Raw genomic sequence first — 18,129 nt, 5'->3', positions numbered from 1 at the left:
CTGATCGCTCAAAACAAAAAACCTCGCCAATGTGCGAGGTTTTTTATTACTGCCATTCACCGTATTACTTAATCAACACAGCAAGCGCCAAACCAATAAATACCAGCATTCCAACGTAGTTGTTGTTCAGGAAGGCTTTGAAGCAAAGCTCCCTCTCACGACCACGCGCCAGCCACTGTTGATAAACAAACAGCGCCGAAGCGGCCAACAGGAACCAGTAGTAAACCTGTGAAAGCCCGCTGAGGTAGCCCACCAGAACCAACAACAGGACTGTAATTAGTTGTAGGATACCAACGGCAATCTTGTCGAAGCGGCCAAAGAGAATGGCGGAGGATTTGATGCCGACTTTCAGATCGTCATCGCGATCAACCATGGCATACAGGGTGTCATAAGCCACGGTCCATAACACATTGGCCAGAAACAGCATCCACGCCACTGGCGGCAATTCGCCAGACTGCGCCGCATAGGCCATCGGGATCGCCCAACTGAATGCCATGCCAAGCACCAACTGCGGCATATGGGTGAATCGTTTCATGAAGGGATAGATAGACGCCAACAGTGCGGCGACTACAGATAACTTGATGGTCAGCGGGTCAAGCGTCAGTACGAGCAGGAATGCGCCCAAAATCAGCAGGCCAAACAGGGCTAATGCCTCTTTGGCAGTCACCAATCCAGAAGGCAACGGGCGGGCTTTGGTACGTTTCACATGGCCGTCAAAGTTACGATCAGCGAAGTCATTAATCACACAGCCTGCTGCTCGCATCATAATAACGCCAAGCACGAAGACGACCAATACATGCAGATTCGGCACCCCGTCTGCAGCCAGAAACAATGCCCATAGGGTTGGCCACAGCAGTAACAAACTGCCGATTGGCCTGTCCATTCGCGTTAATTGCCAATACGCTCTCGCCTTGGCCGCATCCATTTAGCCTTCCTCCTGATACACCGGCGCATCCGGCAAAAACAGCTCGGAGACCAGCATCGGCTTTTCATTGACCCACAAACGCGAGCGGCGCGCTAGCAGGGATTGTCCTTCGACCACCACAGTCGCAACTTCAATCGCATCACGACGGGCATTGGCCTGATTAAACACGCGCTGCCCCAAAGGCACCGCGCCAAGATCGGCAATGTCTTGCTCTTTTTCTGTCAGGGTCGATTTAGGCACCAAAGTACGTGCACATAGCCATGCATCCCCATCACCAGACAGGACCACTTCACGTACCAAACAAGACTCTTCACCCAACAGGCTGAGCTCGTTCTCAGTCAGGGCAGATTGTTCTATTTCATGTAAGCCCAACACTTCAACGGCCAGCGTACGACAGTGCGCTTTCAGCCTTTCTGTCATCGAGTGGCGTTCCAGTAACCACGCCCCTTCGCGGGTAGTTTCAAGTGTTTGCCAGTCTGGCTCCTCCCACCTTGCATTCATGAGAGCTTGTAAGTGTAATTCCTTGAATTCTGACATGTTATCCTGAGCCAAAGAGCAAAAAAACCACAAAACTTTCGCCGAATCGGCCAATAGTGTTTAGTATTAATATACCTAAACCACTTAGAGATTCGGGCTTTAAGTGGTTTAGGTATATTGCGCTATTGTACAAGCTGTGCCCCTATTCGCGCAGCTAAACTACCATAAGAGATTGATGAAATCCGGGGTTTGGCAAAAACCATGAAAAAAAATATCACTGCTGTTTTCGCCTTAATCGTGTCTCTGCTGTTTTCCCTTCCAACCATGGCTGAGGAAGAGAATGCCGCACAGTTCAGCTATTTTACGCTCGAGCCAGAGATCACCACTAACTTTATTACGGAAGGCCGCAAACTTGGGTTTATTAATGTCCGAGTTGACCTAATGGTGGATGACCCTTCACTGATACAGATGCTGGAATATCACCAGCCGCTGATCCGCGACACCATCATTGAAGTGTTGAGCCAGGAAAATGAAGTGCGTGTGAAGTCCCTATCTGGCCGCGAGTCGATTCGCAAAGCATGTCTGGATAAGGTGAACGAGATACTGTTGGCGGAAACCAACCAGAAAGTCATTGCTGATCTGCTGTTTACAAAATACTTGTACCAGTAATACCAATCACAGTAGGTAGGTGATCAGAAATAGCGCAGGAAAAATACTCGAGAACAAGGCAGAAAATTTCGATAAGTAGTTATTCTACAATCAAATTTTTCAACGCGGTTATCGAGCATTTTAACAAGCTAGGATGAGCAGATATTTACTACGATTGGTATAAGCATTAGAAACTGAAAAGGCGGCTTGTTAGCCGCCTTTTGTGTGTTTGGGGTTTGCTCTCAGGCCGTCGCGGCTTCATCCATTGCTGATGCGCCAGTGGAAATGTAGTCAGCAACCTGTTGTTGCTGTTCCTTAGAAAGGTACAAACCCAGTTTGGTGCGACGCCACAGCAAATCTTCAGCATCCTGCACATATTCAGATGCCATCAGATACTCCACTTCGCGCTGTGACAGACCTTCACCGAAGTCGATACCCAGATCAGCAGCTGTCTTCGCGCTATTAAGCCATACCCAGACGCGACTACCATATGTGATGGCCAGACGGTTAGCCGTGAAATCATCCATCCACGGACACTCTTGTTTCAAGCGCTGCTGTACATCGTCGAAGCTTGAAATATCCTCACCGCCAGGCAACACTTGGTCTGCGGTCCAGTCTTCGCCCATCTCAGGGAAGAAAGGTTCCAGCTTATTCACCGCTGCACGAGCCAGTTTCCGGTAGGTCGTCAGCTTTCCACCGAAAATGGTCAGCATAGGCGCATCACCGCCGTTGTCATCCAGGTCGAGGGTGTAATCACGGGTGATGGCTTGTGGTGAGTCAGATTCATCGTCACAAAGCGGGCGCACACCGCTGTAGGTCCACACCACATCATCCGTACTCAACTGACGTTTAAAGTGCTGGTTATAAACATTCAGCACATAATCGACTTCTTTCTGTTCAATCGCCACTTCACGTGGGTCGCCTTTGTATTCCACATCAGTCGTACCAATGATGGAGAAGCGGTCAAGATACGGCAACACAAACACAATGCGGCCATCTTCGTTTTGCAGGATATAAGCGGCCTCTTCGTTATGGGCGCGAGGCACGACAACGTGGCTGCCTTTGATCAGGCGAATGCCGCGAGGCGATTTGAGCGAGGTGCTATCGTCATAGAAAGATTTCACCCAAGGGCCGGCCGCATTCACCAATACTTTGCATCGGCGGCTGAAGACTTCTTGAGTCACAATATCAAGGATATCCACGTCCCAAACATCACCGTTTCTCTCTGCGCGCACGACCTTACAGCGGTTACGCACTTCTGCGCCACGCTCGGCAGCGTCCATGACATTCAGAATCACCAATCGCGCGTCATCGACCCAGCAATCTGAGTATTCGAAACCCTTTGTCATTTCAGGCTTCAGGACAGAATCAGCACCAAAACGAAGTCCTTTGCTGGCGGGCAATGTCGTGCGCTTTCCAAGATGGTCATACATAAACAGGCCGATACGGATCATCCAGGCAGGGCGCAGATGTGGGCGATGCGGCAAACGAAAACGCATCGGCCAGGCAAGGAATGGGGCTTTTTTCAAAAGCACTTCACGCTCGGCCAAGGCTTCACTGACCAAACGAAACTCATAATGCTCGAGGTAACGAAGGCCGCCGTGAATAAGTTTGGAGCTGGCTGAAGACGTCGCAGAAGCAAAGTCGGCCGCTTCATAAAGGCCAACACTTAAACCACGACCAGCCGCATCCGCAGCAATACCTGCGCCATTAATGCCGCCACCGACAACAATCACATCCAACACGTCGTTATTTTGATTTTCTTTTGCCTGTTCCATTACACCCTCACGCTCATACGAACATTTTAACTTTCGTTTTCGAGCATTCTAGTACAAAAAAGCGCCATTCCCAATGACAAAATGAAGAAAAATCGCGCATTAAGGGCATAAAAAAACCGCCATCAGGCGGTTTCATCATCGGAAAGGAAAATCACTCGACCATTTCTATTTGAGTTTCAGTATCTTGCAACCGCGCTTGTAACGTTTCCGGTAAAGGCGCATTGGTAAAAAGCATATCGACCTGCGCAATGTCTCCAACGTTCACCATGGCACTTCGCCCAAACTTGGTGTGGTCAACGGCCAGCATGACTGAACGGCTGTTCTCCATAATGGCTTGCTTCACACGCACTTCGTGATAATCAAAATCTAAAAGGCTACCGTCGAGGTCGATACCACTGATCCCCAGAATGCCGAAATCCAGACGGAACTGGGAAATGAAGTCCAGCGTCGCCTCACCCATAATGCCACCATCACGGTTGCGCACTTCTCCACCCGCCATGATGATACGAAAGTCTTCTTTGGCCATCAGAATACTGGCTGCATTGAGGTTGTTGGTCACAATGCGCAGATCTTCGTGGTTCAGCAGTGCACGCGCGACCGCTTCCGGCGTGGTACCGATATCGATAAACAGGGTCGCGCCATCTGGAATATGCGCCACAAGCGCCTGTGCCAACTTGTTCTTAGCTTCCTGCTGCATTGCCTTACGGGCATCATAAGCGGTGTTAACAGAGCTGGAGGGGATGGTGGCGCCACCATGCTGGCGACGGATTTTGTTCTCAGCCGCAAGCTCGTTCAGATCGCGGCGGATGGTTTGGGGGCTGACATCAAAGTGAACCACCAGATCGTCAGTGCTGACGTATCCTTTGCTTCGAACAAGATCGAGTATTTCCTGGTGGCGTAATGTCTGTTTCACGGCATCCCCTGCGAAAAAGTAAAAACCACCCACAGTTTACGTGGCTGCACTGGGATTGCCAATCAGGCCAGTTCAAGGATGAGCAGAGCTCACATTACCTCGCTTTTCGCAGTTTGGCGTCTATGACCCCAAGTGCACACCCAGACACTAGACCGAAAAGGTGCGCCATATTGGCAATGGCCATACCAAAGGGTTCAAAAAAGCCAACAGCCAGCCAAAGCAGCATAAAGCCAACATAGGCTGGTTCAATGGAAAGTCCCCGCTCTGGTGCCAAAGCTCCCATGAGCCACAAGTATCCCAACAACGCATACACGACACCGGACATACCGCCGAAAGCAGGGCCTTCAAAGGCGTACTGACCAAGACCGGAGAAAAGTGCCGTCAGCAGAAAAAGCTGCATGAGCTTGGCGCTACCACTGTGTTTTTCGATTTTGCCGCCAAGCACCCACCACCAGAGCAGGTTGAAAACAATGTGAGTCGCTGAGAAATGAAGCAAGGCGTGGGAGAACAACCGCCAAAGTTGCCATTGCTGTTCGTCTGTCGCCGGGAAGTGAAGCAGAGAGAACACATCATTGCCGAAACCCAAAGTCAGTCCGGCATACACCACAATACACACCACCATGATGGAGAGCGTGAAAGGCCCCGCATTTTGTTTGAGTGATGTCAGCAGCCCCTGGCGTGGATAGAAAAACTTGGCGGTACGGCTTTCAGCCATGTTCCATGACGCTGCCTGATATTTCTCATCACCCGGGTTTTGCAGGAAAGCGGCGAGCTCCGCTTCTGCCTCAATCTGGTACTGGCTATCTGCCAGCCACAAGGCAAACTGCCCTTCCCCCTCAGGCATCATCTGAATCGCGATGTTCCTTGAAGCCATGTAATCGATAAAAGCCTGGGCGGCTCGGGGGTTAGAAAGTGCAGTCAGCCTTATCATAGTGCCTCTTCGTTTTTTCGATCAGATGCCCGATTCCACCGGCAGGGATTGTCGGTGCCAGGCTTCGAATCCACCATCTACACTGTACACCTGCTCAAAGCCTTGGTTAATCAAATATTGTGCTGCGCCCTGACTGCTCACGCCGTGGTAACACATCACCAATACAGGCTGTTCGAAGTCCACGTCATTCATAAACTGCACAATGGAGTCATTGGTAAGGTGAAATGCGCCCTGTGGATGAGATAACTGAAATGACTGAGGATCCCGGATATCCACCATCACAGCGTGATGATCATCACTTTCCAGCATTACCAAAGCGTCCGTTACAGAGATATGCGCAAATTGTTCCATGGGTTATTCCACTCCCGTCTGACCTGATCAATGTACGTCTCCCGGCTACTTATGGCTCCAAGACACGTAAAACTGCATTGTACATGACTTTTTCATTCTCCATGCCATGGAGAACACAGGGGCTTTGTATGCTTTTTCACCACCTGTGGAAAACACTGTGGATTGCGTTGATAAAGTATGATCTGAAAGCCGGATCCACTATATGTAGTGTTGATCGTAATAAAACTGTGGAAAACATTTCTGGCAGGGTGATTTTTGCAGTATTTAAGGTACAAAAAAACCGGCAATTTGCCGGTTTTCTTCAACATATTCATTAGGCGATCACAAAGCGTCGCCAACCGCTTCTTTCAGTTTACGCATCGCGTTCTTTTCAAGTTGACGGATACGTTCTGCAGAAACCTGATAGTGATCAGCCAGCTCCTGCAACGTGGCTTTATTGTCATCGTCCAGCCAGCGTGAACGGATAATGTGCTGGCTACGCTCGTCGAGTCCGGACATGGCTTGTGCCAGACGACGATTCGCGTGGTCTTCCCAGTTCTGTGATTCCAGGTTGGTGGCGACATCCGAGCTTTTATCTTCCAGATAGAAGACAGGAGCAACTGCACCGCCTTCACGCTCATCATCGTCTGCGCCAGCATCAAACCCAGCATCCTGCGCCGCAAGACGGGATTCCATCTCGCGCACTTCTGCCGCATCTACGCCCAACTGGTCAGCAACCATATTCACTTCTTCGGCGTTGAACCAGCCCAGACGCTTCTTCGACTTACGCAGGTTGAAGAACAACTTACGTTGCGCCTTAGTGGTTGCGACTTTCACGATACGCCAGTTGCGCAGTACGTACTCGTGAATTTCTGCTTTGATCCAGTGAACAGCGAAAGAAACCAAACGCACACCCACTTCCGGGTTAAAACGCTTCACAGCCTTCATCAGGCCAATGTTACCTTCCTGCACCAAATCAGACACTGGCAATCCATAACCGGAATAACCACGGGCGATATGAACAACAAAGCGGAGGTGAGACAGGATCAGGCCTTTTGCCGCATCCAGATCTTCCTCGTAGTGAAGACGTTCTGCCAGCTCACGCTCCTCGTCCGCAGACAGCATTGGGTAGCCGTTTACCTGCTGCAGATAGCTATCAAGGCTATCTTGGGAGATGGGGGCCAGTGCATACATCTCTGTTGTCATTTTCACCTCTTTTCGACTTTATCGAACTATTCTTCGCTTTCGAAGCGAACCAGATACTCTACTCGAGTTCAAAAAAACTGCAAGTAGGTACCATTTTGTGACCTGCTTTTATCGGATAGGTTCAAACATCAGACAGGTTCTATATCCCGCATATGTTTTGCAGCAGCGAGTCTCGCAGCCAGAAGGCCAATCAGTCCTGACACCATCAGCAAAATCAGCCCTTCTTCCAGAGTCAGCGCCGATAGCCTGAAACCACTGCTATATAATGTAGCCAATTTTGCCACAGCTGCATCCATCAAAAGGCTATTCACTATGGTCACCAGCCAGGCAACAATCGCACCTGCCAACGCCAGCCACACGCCGGTATACAGATACGGGCGCAGTATGTAACTATCTGTTGCACCTACTAGTTTCATCACCTGAATTTCTTCTTTCTGGCTCTGTACTTGCAAGCGCAAGGTGTTGCCGATAATCAAGAACACCGCCATCAGCAATAGACCGGAGAACACCCAAGTTAATGTCAGCACCAGTGATTCAATGGCAGACAGACGTTGCAGCCAATCGCTGTCGAGACGCACTTCTTCCACTTCCGATGTGGCTCGCAGTTTCGCGGCAAGGGCTGTCACTGCTCCCGCGTCATCACTAGAAGGTGTCAACACCACCACCGCGGGCAGAGGATTATCTTCCAGAAGGCTTACGGCTTCTTCAAACCCTTGGATCTGTCGAAGTTCAGTGAGTCCCTGCTCCGGCGAGATGTATTCAGCAGTCGTCACTTCAGACCAAGCTGCAAGCTCTTCGCCGAAGGCTTCCGCACGGCTTTCCGACACTGGATTCAGATAGACTGTTAATTGGTTGGGTGCCTGCCACTCTTGTGTCACTGCAACGACGTTTTTCGCCAGCATAAACAGCGTGGCTGGCAATGCCAGTGAAAACGCAAGCGCCAAAATAGTCAGCAAGTTACCCAAAGGTTTAGCCATCAAATCGCGAAACGCCTGACCGCCCTGCTGTTTGTGAACAGAAATGAAGTTAGCCACGTGCCACCTCCGACAGGTGACCCTGATTCAATTCAAAACGGCGCATGTCATAGCGGTTGAGTAGCGACGTATCATGGGTCGCCATCAGTACGGTCACACCGACTTGGTTAAACTGGCGGAACAGCTCCATGATTTGCTGCGACAAATCCGCATCCAGATTACCGGTTGGCTCATCAGCCACCAGCACCATAGGGCGGTTGACCACGGCGCGGGCAATGCCGACGCGTTGTTGTTCACCACCGGAAAGCTGAATCGGTAAGCAGGCCGCCTTATCCAGCAAACCTACTTTATCCAGTGCCGCAGAAACACGTTTCTTGATGTCGTTTTCACTCGCCTGTTCGATACGTAGCGGCAATGCCACATTGTCGAACACGCTTCTGTCCATCAGGAGCTTGTGATCCTGAAAAATCACACCGATATGGCGGCGCAGAAAAGGAATATCTTTTCGCGCAATGCGTGAGATGTCGTGGTCATTAAACAGAACTTGTCCGTCACTTGGCCGTTCAATCGCACACAGCAATTTCAGCAGGGTACTTTTCCCCGCACCCGAGTGACCGGTCAAAAACGCCATGTCACCCTTGGGTAAGTGAAAACTCACTTTTTGCAGTGCCTGCTGCCCACCGCGGTAGGCCTTACTTACCTGCTGAAACTGGATCACGCCTATCAGTCCTCCTGACTAAACAGAGCTTCGATAAAGTCTTCCGCTACAAACGGACGTAAATCGTCAATGCCTTCACCCACACCGATAAAACGGATTGGGATGTTGAATTGGTCAGCCACCGCGAAGATCACGCCACCTTTCGCCGTACCATCCAACTTGGTCAGAGTGATACCGGAAAGCGGTGCGATGTCGTTAAACAGACGCGCCTGACTGATCGCGTTTTGGCCTGTGCCTGCATCGATGGTCAGCATGATTTCATGCGGCGCATTCTCGTCGAGCTTTTTCATCACGCGGACGATTTTCTTCAGCTCTTCCATCAGGTTAGCTTTGTTTTGCAGACGACCCGCGGTATCGGCGATGACCACATCCACATTACGTGCTTTTGCAGCTTCAATCGCGTCATAGATCACTGATGCACTGTCCGCACCCGTGTGCTGTGCAATCACGGGAACGTTATTGCGATCGCCCCATACTTGCAGCTGTTCGACTGCGGCTGCGCGGAAAGTGTCACCTGCCGCCAGCATGACTGACTTACCCTGCTGCTGGAATTGCTTGGCAAGTTTACCGATGGTGGTGGTTTTACCCACACCATTCACGCCAACCATCAGGATGACGAATGGGCCATCTTTTTTCTCAACGTCCAGTGGTTTTTCCACCTTGCTCAGAATGTCTGCCATCTCTTGCTTGAGAATGCCGTACAGCGCTTCACCGTCCTTTAACTCTTTGCGAGACGCTTTGTCAGTGAGGCTGTCGATGATCTTGGTGGTGGTGTCCATGCCCACATCAGCAATCAGCAGCTGCTCTTCGAGCTCTTCAAAAAGCTCATCGTCAATTTTCTTACCGCTGAACAGGCCAAAGAAACCTGCGCCCAGATTGACTTTAGTTTTCTGAAGACCGCGTTTCAGGCGCGCAAAGAAGCCTTCTTTTTTCGGTTTTTCCTGCTCAGTCTGAGCCGCTTGCTCCGCTGCAAGACGAGTCTCTTCCTCGGCTTGTGCTTGCGCTTCAGCTTCTGCCGCCAGACGAGCTTCTTCTTCCGCCTGCGCTTTCGCCTCAGCTTCTGCCGCTAAACGAGCTTGTTCTTCAGCCTGCGCTTTTGCTTCAGCTTCTGCGGCTAAACGAGCTTGTTCTTCCGCCTGTGCTTTCGCCTCAGCTTCTGCCGCCAGACGGGCTTGCTCTTCTGCCTGCGCTTTCGCTTCAGCTTCTGCCGCCAAACGAGCTTGTTCTTCAGCCTGTGCTTTCGCTTCAACTTCTGCCGCTAAACGGGCTTGTTCTTCCGCCTGCGTTTTCGCTTCAGCTTCTGCGGCTAAACGGGCTTGCTCTTCCGCCTGCACTTTTGCTTCAGCTTCTGCCGCTAAACGGGCTTGTTCTTCCGCCTGTGCTTTCGCTTCAGCTTCTGCCGCCAAACGGGCTTGTTCCTCGGCCTGGGCTTTTGCTTCAGCTTCTGCCGCTAAGCGTGCTTGTTCTTCCGCTTGCGCCTTCGCTTCGGCTTCCGCCGCTAAGCGCGCTTCTTCTGCGGCTTTTTGTTGATCTTCTTGTTCGTTATTTTTTCGGCCGAAACCCAGCCAGGACATAAATCCGCGTTTCTTTTTTTCTGCCATTGGCAAATCCTAAAGCTTGATTGGTACAATCGGCGCGATAACAGCGAGCTGATCTAAAACTGTGAACACTGCGCCTAAGTCAATGCAGTGTGGTAACGGCGGGTAAATGCATACCTTTTCTCGACGCAGCAACCCCGGCGAAAGTGGCCAAAGCCCTTACGTCGCTAACTGAATAAGATTGGGGAAAATGCAGAGCCATTACCGAACGCGTATAGTCTAACACCTTCTTAGCGGTCAAAAAATCTATGGTACGACGTAACCCTAAAAACCCTGCGAACCGAAACACCGGTCGCGGTAATGCTTCAGCAGCAAATGCAGGAGGCGGATCGGGATTTGTCCGCATCATCGCCGGCAAATGGCGTGGTCGCAAATTGCCGGTAAAAAACGTGGAAGGCCTGCGCCCCACAACAGATCGCGTGAAAGAAACAGTCTTTAACTGGCTGGCCGCGGATCTGTACGAAGCGCGCTGTCTGGATGTGTTCGCCGGCAGTGGTGGCTTAGGGTTAGAAGCCCTGTCCCGTCAGGCAGAGCAAGTGACATTGCTGGAACTGGACAAAGGCGCAGCGAGCCAAATCAGTCAGAATCTCAATACGCTGAAAGCGGATAACGCGACGGTGCACAATACTGATGCATTGTCGTATCTCTCCAATAAAGGGCAGCCGTTTGATGTGGTTTTCATTGACCCACCGTTTCGTAAAGACTTGCTGAGTGACGTTATCAGCAAACTTGAGCAGAACGGGTGGTTAAGCCACAACGCGCTGATTTACATTGAAGCGGAAAAAGAACTGGGACAACCGGTTGTGCCGACTCATTGGGACATGATTAAGGAAAAACATGCCGGACAAGTCAGTTTCCGGCTGTATCAAAGAGAGGAAAAATGAAAGCACTCATCCTGTTAGCAAAAGCGGCCATCGGCTTTGTCTGGTTTGTTCTGTTCGCCAATATCGTGCACCCGTTTCCGGGTGTGGCAGCGATGGCGCTATACATCATGACCGCTTTCCTGTTCTGTATGCACGGCCTGCAAATGCTGATCTTCATCGGTGCCTTCGGCGACAAGATTAATATGACGAAATGGGAGAAGTGGTCGATCCTATTTTTCGGGATCTTTGCCCTGCTCGATATTCGCCGCAAGTACATGGTTGGCGACAGCGTGAAAGAATGAGATGGAAAAGGCCTCAGTAGAGGCCTTTTTTACGTCAGTTCAACGTATATCAGTGATTGCAGACCCGCGCTTCGTTAACCGAAATCGCACCCATGTCTTCAAAGATTTTTTTGCGACGACGAAGAAACTCCAGCACTTCGCTGAAAGAGAGTCCTTGTTGGCTGCAGGTGTGAAAACGCGCTCCCGCGCCCCATTGACCATCGACCCAGTGAGTCAGCGCCTGTTCGGACATTGGCTGTTGCTTGAGATGATTCAGGATCTCATGCACATGAATTGATGCAGGCATGTTGGCTCCGCTGTATTAGATACTGCGCATATAGAATCACAGCGACGCCTACGGAATCTTGATATAAAGCAAAGCTTAATCAGCTTTCAATCAGTACTCAGCGCTCATTGCGCGGTGAGCCACACTGCCAACAAATCTCAAAGCTACCGCCATTTTCCTCATCACAGGCATGACAAAACCAGACTTGCTCGGCCTGCGCTTCGTAGTCATGGAGGGCTTGTCTTGCTTGTTGCTCGCGCATGGTATCGACCCAGATCGTCACTGCAATGGCATCCGATGGAAGCTCGCCAGTCGCACTGGAAAGAGATTCTCCTTTCAACACTACTTCAATGCCCATACTTTCCAGCATGCCCTTGAGGCTGTGCGCCTCAAGTGAATTGCTCGCACTATACACCTGAACCCAAGACATCTTTGCCTCCTACGACAATATGGAGAGCGTAATCAGCCCTTGCGCGCAAAAGTAAGTGCTCATGATAAGCAGCACTGAGGTTTTGAAGGGACCTTTGAAACGATCAAACGCCAGCACAGTGTCGGACATCATAAACAAAAGCGCGCCACCGAAAGCATGCGCCGCAACCTGCGTTTGGGCATTCATCCAGAATTCACCCGCGCCCCATGCCATTTGAGCAATCACGGCAATATATATCCCAACAGGGATGAGCAGAGGGCCAAGATTAGGAAGAAGAAGCAAGAAGACGATGACGCTCGCAGCGCCAATCAGGGAAGGCAGCCACCAGACCATTGGCCCTTCGAACTGCTGCCAGAAGGCAACACTATAGAGAATATGCGCCACCAGAAAACTCAACAAGCCGGGAATAAACCGATCTTTTGGCAACATAAGGAAAATATCGCCGACCAGCGAAAATGCCAGCCCAGCAAGGATCAGATAGGTATAGCTGTTCGCTTCACCACCCATCACACCAATCAACATCATTAAGGCGATCGTCAGGGGCTTGAACAGGTAGAACTGCCATTGAGGCCCTTTATACGCAGCATTGATGTGTAGAAGGCCTGAAAAGCAGACGGCAACCCAACTCAACATGATGTATTCCCTTAAATTGCGAGCCAACCAAGTCTAGAGATGCAGGATTTATTGTCCACCGCACACGTCTCAGAAAGCGAACAAGGCATCAAAAGCACTTTTATACCCGCAACAAGGGTAAGTGTTTACATATAACTTTCAGTCTCGATTAAAAGAAAAAGGCACGGAAAACCGTGCCTTAGTCAATCATGCTGCCGTTACTGCCCGACAATATGTCGCCAGTTTTCGATATAAAACCAGACTGCTCCCGCTGTCACGGCAAAGATCAGGAACAAGGCAATACGCCAGATGGTGCGGCTGCTGCGAGGAAGTAACTCTTTCTCGCACTGCTTACATGCACTCATGAATCCGCGCATGTCATCCACTTCATAGCCATCTTCATGCACGGCTTTGTTGCGGATGGTGGCAATGAAGCGAAGCTTGGCAATCACATCGTGTGGCAGACGTTCCTGACAGCTGCTCACCAGTTCATGCAGTCCACGGCCTTCTGCGTGGTAGTGTTCTTTGAGGAGCCGTTCCAGACGCCGACTCTGTCTCACGACAATGGCAATTTCATCCATGCAGGCCTCCTTTTAGTAGATAGTGCACCTCATATCATTAGCTTACGTCATAACACTAAAAGTGAGAATGCACTTTAACTTTGTTTACATTAGCGCCAATGCTGAGCAGGATAAGTGGAGTGGATCACGAAATTTCTGCTCATCAGGTTTGCTAAAAGGGTCTGTGAAGTAGACTCATTGCCGACCGATAATGGCCGGCCAAAGGAGAATACCGTGCCTATTTCTGTGATATTGCTCGTGGGCGCCCTGGCGGTGATCGCTGGTGTTTACTTTGTACTGACCATGCAAAAGCACATGCTGGGCCAGGGGGCGGAAGAGCGCTCTATTGATATCCGCATTCTCGACAAGCAATCTGTCGCCATTCCTAATCCTCAGCAACATGAAGACCCGGAAGAATACTGGATCTATGTCGAGCCAATGGAAGGTGGGCCAAAACGCGAATTTCAGGTGGGCATTCATTACTTTCATGCCCTTCAGCCAGGTGATTGCGGCACCCTGACCTATCGCGGCGTCGAATTTATTCACTTCGCCAAGCTACAACGCCACTAAAGCCTTCGTCTTATGGCACCAGCCATGACGTAAAACGCGACTTCGACAATCCCACACTGGCCATGTAAGACAACACAAACACGGCCAGTGTCACCAAGGGGATGGTCAGCCATGTCATTCCGGGTGTAAACGTCAATTCCCTTACCGGCCAAAGAAAGACAGGATGCACGAGATAGATTCCCAGTGAATGACGACTGACTGCCGCAACTTTTCGCTGTATAGGTTCAGATACCCGCTCGGCCCAATACTGACAAAACCCGAACACCATCCCTGCTATTAATACCGTATTCAGGGTTTTGTAGGAAAACCAACCCGCACTTGTGTATTGATTATTTGAGACACTTTCAGAAATCGCTGTGTATTCGGTTGCGACCAAAGCGGTGATCCCGATAAACAGCAACCACTTCAACGGCAGTTTGTTTTGGTGCAGCACATAACCCAGCAGCAGATAGCCACCATAGAGCACAAAATCTTCCACCAGCCCCAGGGAAATGCCAGTAAGGCGTGCAGCACTCAGTACAAGCCAAGAACCTAGCAAGGCATAGAAAAGTCCGGGATCATCCCGTTGAGCAACAGGACGTAATATCGGCACCAAGAGGTAAAGGGGAATAAAGTAATAGAAAAAACCTAAGTGATAGTAAGTTTCTTCGGTTGGAAAAGAGGTTAACCGCTGAACGGTTTCCGACCAATTTACATTTTGTAACGAAATCCCAGCTAGGATCGCGTAAAAAACCGACCATGCAACAAACGGAACGAACACTTTCATGACCCGTCGACGGACAAAATATCCCGGCGAAAATGGACGGGTGTCTGAAAGCAATAATGCACCGGTAATCATGATAAAAACCGGGACAGCCCAGCGACTTGCGCCATTAATAGCTATCGCTGAAACCCAGTCGCTTTGCGGGATTTCACCCATCAGGTAGCGATAGGGTCCCAACACATGAATGGCGATCACCGCCACCGCGGCTACCACCCGCAACAGCTCAATATAAAAGACTTTTTTCTCGGTTTGGCTGTTCAAGCTTTGCCTTCTCTCTGCATGTTCCACTCCCACACTAACCGCCGATGACATTTTCATCAATCCGGACAGAAAACAAACAAGATTAACCACCATTTGTTAATTCTTTATTAATTTTTATACCTGTAAAAGTCAGAATAAATAGCATCAAGTATTGCATAAGGGCTTTTTTATGACCTAGGATGCTATTCAACGAAAAATGGACAGTTGTACGACATGGAGGATCTGATGCAGTCATCAGTTTCGCAACAACAATCAGGCGGGAAGCCTAACAAGACGTTTTTTTCCCGTTTTCTCGACACCGTAGAATTCCTCGGTAACCTTCTTCCCCACCCGGTAACCCTGTTTGCCATTTTGTGTGTGGCCATTTTCTTTGCATCAGGTATTGCCGGCTACTTTGGCCTATCTGTCGCCGATCCTCGCCCTGAAGGTGCTGCAGGTCGTGCTGCCGATGGCATGATTTACGTCAACAGCTTGTTTAACGCTGAAGGCGTACAGATGATCGTGACCAACCTGGTGAAAAACTTTACTGGTTTTGCGCCTCTGGGCACCGTTTTGGTTGCGATGATGGGTGTCGCGGTGGCTGAGCATTCAGGCCTGCTGTCTGCCACCATGCGCTCTATGGTGATGGGCGCTTCACGCCGCATGGTGACGCTGACCGTGGTGTTCGCAGGTATTGTGTCTAACACCGCTTCAGAGCTTGGCTATGTGGTACTGATCCCACTGGCGGCGATGATTTTCCACTCTCTGGGCCGTCACCCTCTGGCAGGTCTGGCTGCGGCATTTGCGGGCGTATCGGGCGGTTATTCAGCAAACCTGTTGCTGGGTACGGTTGACCCACTGCTGTCAGGTATCACTGAAACCTCGGCGCAAATGATTGACCCAACTTACACTGTTGGACCGGAAGCAAACTGGTACTTCATGTTTGCCTCCACCTTCCTTATCACCATACTGGGTGCCTTGGTGACAGAGAAAATCGTTGAGCCGAAGCTGGGTAAATACGACCAATCGATGGCAGCGGAAGATTTCGAGGCCAAAGAAGCGGGCAAAGTGACTGCGATTGAAAAGCGCGGTATGCGCAACGCAGGTATCGCTGCACTGGCGGTATCAGCCGTGCTGGCGCTGACTATCGTGCCTGAGTGGGGCATCCTGCGTCACCCGGAAACTGGTGAAGTGGCAGGTTCTCCGTTCCTGAAAGGCATCGTGGCCTTCATTCTGGTGTTCTTTGCGATTCCTGGTTTTGTTTACGGTAAGACCGTCGGCACCATGAAGAACGACCGCGACGTGATTGATGCGATGGCGAAATCCATCAGCGCCATGGGTCTGTACATCGTACTGGTGTTCTTCGCGGCGCAATTCGTTGCTCTGTTCAAATGGACCAACTTTGGTCAGGTGATAGCGGTCGGTGGTGCTGACTTCCTGCAGAGCATCGGCCTGACAGGCCCAATGCTGTTCTTCGCCTTCATCATTATGTGCGGCATCATCAACCTGACTCTGGGTTCGGCGTCAGCACAATGGGCAGTTACCGCGCCAATCTTCGTCCCTATGCTGATGCTGGTTGGCTACGCGCCAGAGACCATTCAGGCGGCTTACCGCATCGGTGATTCAGTGACGAACCTTATCACTCCAATGATGAGTTACTTCGGTCTGATTCTGGCAGTCGCAGCGCGATATAAGCGCGACCTGGGTATCGGCACCCTGATTGCCACCATGCTGCCATACACATTGGTATTCCTGGCGGGATGGAGCGTGTTCTTCTACTTGTGGGTATTCGTGGCAGGCTTCCCAGTTGGTCCGGGCGCTGAGACCTATTTCAACTTCCAACAGTAAGTCTGAAATTTCCCTCCCTAAACAGCCGGTCATTACCGGCTGTTTTTATTTTCAGTTGTGCGTGACGTTTCTCCCACTGATAGAATCCTCTACTAACTCAGGCAGATTACCGATTAGGTGATATGCTAATAAAAAAATGAAACCGGATTGCACATGCCAATTGAACACCCTTTTTTATTTTCCCGCGAGGATGCGCTAACCGAGACCATGGAAAAGGTGATTGCCCCGTTTTGGGCTAACCGTCAGCACGGTGAATTCGTCGGCAATGATGGCCTGCGTTTGAACTGGTGTGCCTTTACCAAGCCCGAGCACACCCGCGCGATTGTGGTGGTCAATGGCCGTATTGAAGGTGTGGCGAAGTATCAGGAAATTTTCTTCGACCTTTTTAACCAAGGGTTTGATGTCTACAGCTATGACCATCGCGGTCAGGGTTACAGCCAGCGTCTGGTGACAGGTTCAGATATCGGCCATGTAGTGGAATTCGACCATTACGTTGACGACCTCGATACCTTTATCAATGAAGTCGTCACCACCAAAACCCACAGCCAGCGCACGATCCTCGCCCATTCAATGGGTGGTGCTATTTCTGTGCTTTATGCTGCGCGTAAACCCAATGCCATTGATGCGATTGCGCTCAGCGCCCCCATGCTCGGCATTAACTTATCGCGCCCTCTGCAAATGGCTGCCAAGCCGCTTTGTAAAGTGCTGTCTAAACTCCAGCACCCTGCAGGTTTCGCGCCGGGACAAGTGCCGTACTGGGCAAAGCCCTTCAAACACAACCTGCTGACGCAATCAGAGCCGCGTTATCAGTGGTTCCGAGAACTGTATGAAAATGACGAGACACTTAAAGTGGGCGGCCCGAGCGCACAATGGATTTGGCAAAGCATGGATGCCTGCGAGCGCGCCATTAAAACGGCCACCGACATCGATATGCCCATCCTGCTGATGCAAGCCGCGCGTGATGAGATTGTCTGCAATGGCGTGATGTTCCAATTCCACCGTGAGCGTCAGGTAGCAGGCCTGCCTATCCAGTTTGAAATTCTGGCTGATTCCCGCCATGAACTCCTGTTCGAACGTGATGTTATCCGCGATAAATCACTGAACCTCGCGCTGGACTTCTTCAATGCACTCAACAAAGAAACGTCGCTCGAACAGAGCGCATAAACCTTCATGACACA

At 50.6% G+C, this 18,129-nt stretch carries 21 protein-coding genes; 6 read left to right on the top strand and 15 right to left on the bottom strand.

Going from position 1 to position 18,129, the window contains the following annotated elements; all coding sequences use genetic code 11:
- Positions 1-64 precede the first annotated feature (64 nt).
- Both ubiA and GCE9029_RS21660 read right to left on the bottom strand, forming a co-directional pair.
- Entirely contained in the window at positions 65-925 is an 861-nt protein-coding gene (ubiA, locus tag GCE9029_RS21665; RefSeq protein WP_062666860.1) for a 4-hydroxybenzoate octaprenyltransferase, read from the bottom strand.
- On the bottom strand, positions 926-1,462 hold the full coding sequence (locus tag GCE9029_RS21660) for a chorismate--pyruvate lyase family protein (RefSeq protein ID WP_062666858.1): 537 nt from the start codon (positions 1,460-1,462) through the stop codon (positions 926-928).
- A 201-nt stretch (positions 1,463-1,663) separates the two neighbouring features.
- Here GCE9029_RS21660 and GCE9029_RS21655 point away from each other — a divergent pair, with 201 nt between their 5' ends.
- Positions 1,664-2,071, top strand: coding sequence for a flagellar basal body-associated protein FliL (locus tag GCE9029_RS21655; protein WP_062666857.1), 408 nt, complete (start codon positions 1,664-1,666; stop codon positions 2,069-2,071).
- A gap of 221 nt (positions 2,072-2,292) precedes the next feature.
- Here the strand turns inward: GCE9029_RS21655 and glpD are convergent, their stop codons facing one another.
- From glpD to ftsY, 8 genes are all read right to left on the bottom strand, one after another.
- Positions 2,293-3,828 carry a glycerol-3-phosphate dehydrogenase gene (gene glpD, locus GCE9029_RS21650; RefSeq protein ID WP_062666855.1) on the bottom strand — a complete coding sequence of 512 codons (1,536 nt, stop codon included), beginning with the start codon at positions 3,826-3,828 and terminating at the stop codon, positions 2,293-2,295.
- A 151-nt stretch (positions 3,829-3,979) separates the two neighbouring features.
- On the bottom strand, positions 3,980-4,741 hold the full coding sequence (locus tag GCE9029_RS21645; RefSeq protein WP_062667108.1) for a DeoR/GlpR family transcriptional regulator: 762 nt from the start codon (positions 4,739-4,741) through the stop codon (positions 3,980-3,982).
- A 94-nt stretch (positions 4,742-4,835) separates the two neighbouring features.
- Complete coding sequence (gene glpG, locus GCE9029_RS21640; protein WP_062666853.1) at positions 4,836-5,672, bottom strand: rhomboid family intramembrane serine protease GlpG; 837 nt, start codon at positions 5,670-5,672, stop codon at positions 4,836-4,838.
- Between the two features lie 21 nt (positions 5,673-5,693).
- Entirely contained in the window at positions 5,694-6,023 is a 330-nt protein-coding gene (gene glpE, locus GCE9029_RS21635; RefSeq protein ID WP_062666851.1) for a thiosulfate sulfurtransferase GlpE, read from the bottom strand.
- A gap of 321 nt (positions 6,024-6,344) precedes the next feature.
- A complete protein-coding gene (rpoH, locus tag GCE9029_RS21625) occupies positions 6,345-7,208 on the bottom strand; it encodes an RNA polymerase sigma factor RpoH (protein WP_002535417.1) in 864 nt (287 codons plus the stop codon).
- 128 nt (positions 7,209-7,336) lie between these two features.
- Complete coding sequence (gene ftsX, locus GCE9029_RS21620; RefSeq protein WP_062666847.1) at positions 7,337-8,242, bottom strand: permease-like cell division protein FtsX; 906 nt, start codon at positions 8,240-8,242, stop codon at positions 7,337-7,339.
- Positions 8,235-8,900 carry a cell division ATP-binding protein FtsE gene (gene ftsE / locus GCE9029_RS21615; RefSeq protein ID WP_062666845.1) on the bottom strand — a complete coding sequence of 222 codons (666 nt, stop codon included), beginning with the start codon at positions 8,898-8,900 and terminating at the stop codon, positions 8,235-8,237. Before ftsE ends, ftsX begins: the two co-directional genes overlap by 8 nt.
- A 5-nt stretch (positions 8,901-8,905) precedes the next feature.
- Positions 8,906-10,501 (bottom strand): signal recognition particle-docking protein FtsY, encoded by a 1,596-nt coding sequence (gene ftsY / locus GCE9029_RS21610; protein WP_062666844.1) that lies wholly within the window; start codon positions 10,499-10,501, stop codon positions 8,906-8,908.
- A gap of 245 nt (positions 10,502-10,746) precedes the next feature.
- Between ftsY and rsmD the strand changes: the two genes are divergently transcribed.
- Both rsmD and GCE9029_RS21600 read left to right on the top strand, forming a co-directional pair.
- Positions 10,747-11,382 carry a 16S rRNA (guanine(966)-N(2))-methyltransferase RsmD gene (gene rsmD, locus GCE9029_RS21605; protein WP_062666841.1) on the top strand — a complete coding sequence of 212 codons (636 nt, stop codon included), beginning with the start codon at positions 10,747-10,749 and terminating at the stop codon, positions 11,380-11,382.
- The gene (locus tag GCE9029_RS21600) at positions 11,379-11,663 is read left to right on the top strand and encodes a DUF1145 domain-containing protein (RefSeq protein ID WP_062666838.1); all 285 of its coding nucleotides are present in this window, start codon (positions 11,379-11,381) and stop codon (positions 11,661-11,663) included. Before rsmD ends, GCE9029_RS21600 begins: the two co-directional genes overlap by 4 nt.
- Before the next feature lie 49 nt (positions 11,664-11,712).
- On the opposite strand, the gene GCE9029_RS26135 is transcribed toward GCE9029_RS21600, so the two are convergent.
- The 4 genes from GCE9029_RS26135 to GCE9029_RS21580 all read right to left on the bottom strand — a co-directional run bounded on the left by GCE9029_RS26135 (position 11,713) and on the right by GCE9029_RS21580 (position 13,551).
- Entirely contained in the window at positions 11,713-11,949 is a 237-nt protein-coding gene (locus tag GCE9029_RS26135) for a YecH family metal-binding protein (RefSeq protein WP_082804415.1), read from the bottom strand.
- Between the two features lie 97 nt (positions 11,950-12,046).
- Positions 12,047-12,358: a putative signal transducing protein gene (locus GCE9029_RS21590; RefSeq protein WP_062666833.1), complete on the bottom strand. Its 312-nt coding sequence runs from the start codon at positions 12,356-12,358 to the stop codon at positions 12,047-12,049.
- Positions 12,359-12,367: 9 nt separating this feature from the next.
- Positions 12,368-12,991: a lysoplasmalogenase gene (locus GCE9029_RS21585; RefSeq protein ID WP_062666831.1), complete on the bottom strand. Its 624-nt coding sequence runs from the start codon at positions 12,989-12,991 to the stop codon at positions 12,368-12,370.
- Between the two features lie 197 nt (positions 12,992-13,188).
- Complete coding sequence (locus tag GCE9029_RS21580) at positions 13,189-13,551, bottom strand: hypothetical protein (RefSeq protein ID WP_062666829.1); 363 nt, start codon at positions 13,549-13,551, stop codon at positions 13,189-13,191.
- Between the two features lie 213 nt (positions 13,552-13,764).
- On the opposite strand from GCE9029_RS21580, the gene GCE9029_RS21575 reads away from it, so the two are divergent.
- The gene (locus GCE9029_RS21575) at positions 13,765-14,100 is read left to right on the top strand and encodes a DUF2500 domain-containing protein (RefSeq protein WP_062666828.1); all 336 of its coding nucleotides are present in this window, start codon (positions 13,765-13,767) and stop codon (positions 14,098-14,100) included.
- A gap of 10 nt (positions 14,101-14,110) precedes the next feature.
- Here GCE9029_RS21575 and GCE9029_RS21570 read toward each other — a convergent pair whose 3' ends face one another.
- Positions 14,111-15,217 carry an acyltransferase gene (locus GCE9029_RS21570; RefSeq protein ID WP_438356879.1) on the bottom strand — a complete coding sequence of 369 codons (1,107 nt, stop codon included), beginning with the start codon at positions 15,215-15,217 and terminating at the stop codon, positions 14,111-14,113.
- 132 nt (positions 15,218-15,349) lie between these two features.
- Between GCE9029_RS21570 and GCE9029_RS21565 the strand changes: the two genes are divergently transcribed.
- Both GCE9029_RS21565 and GCE9029_RS21560 read left to right on the top strand, forming a co-directional pair.
- Positions 15,350-16,951, top strand: coding sequence for an AbgT family transporter (locus GCE9029_RS21565; protein ID WP_062666826.1), 1,602 nt, complete (start codon positions 15,350-15,352; stop codon positions 16,949-16,951).
- A gap of 153 nt (positions 16,952-17,104) precedes the next feature.
- Complete coding sequence (locus GCE9029_RS21560; protein ID WP_062666824.1) at positions 17,105-18,115, top strand: alpha/beta fold hydrolase; 1,011 nt, start codon at positions 17,105-17,107, stop codon at positions 18,113-18,115.
- Positions 18,116-18,129: the final 14 nt, after the last annotated feature.

Origin of the sequence: Grimontia celer (assembly GCF_900055185.1) — a bacterium.
In the GTDB taxonomy this organism is placed as follows: Bacteria; Pseudomonadota; Gammaproteobacteria; order Enterobacterales; family Vibrionaceae; genus Enterovibrio; species Enterovibrio celer.
The sequence above is the reverse complement of the archived record's forward strand: the minus strand, read 5'-3'. Positions and strand labels throughout refer to the sequence as shown.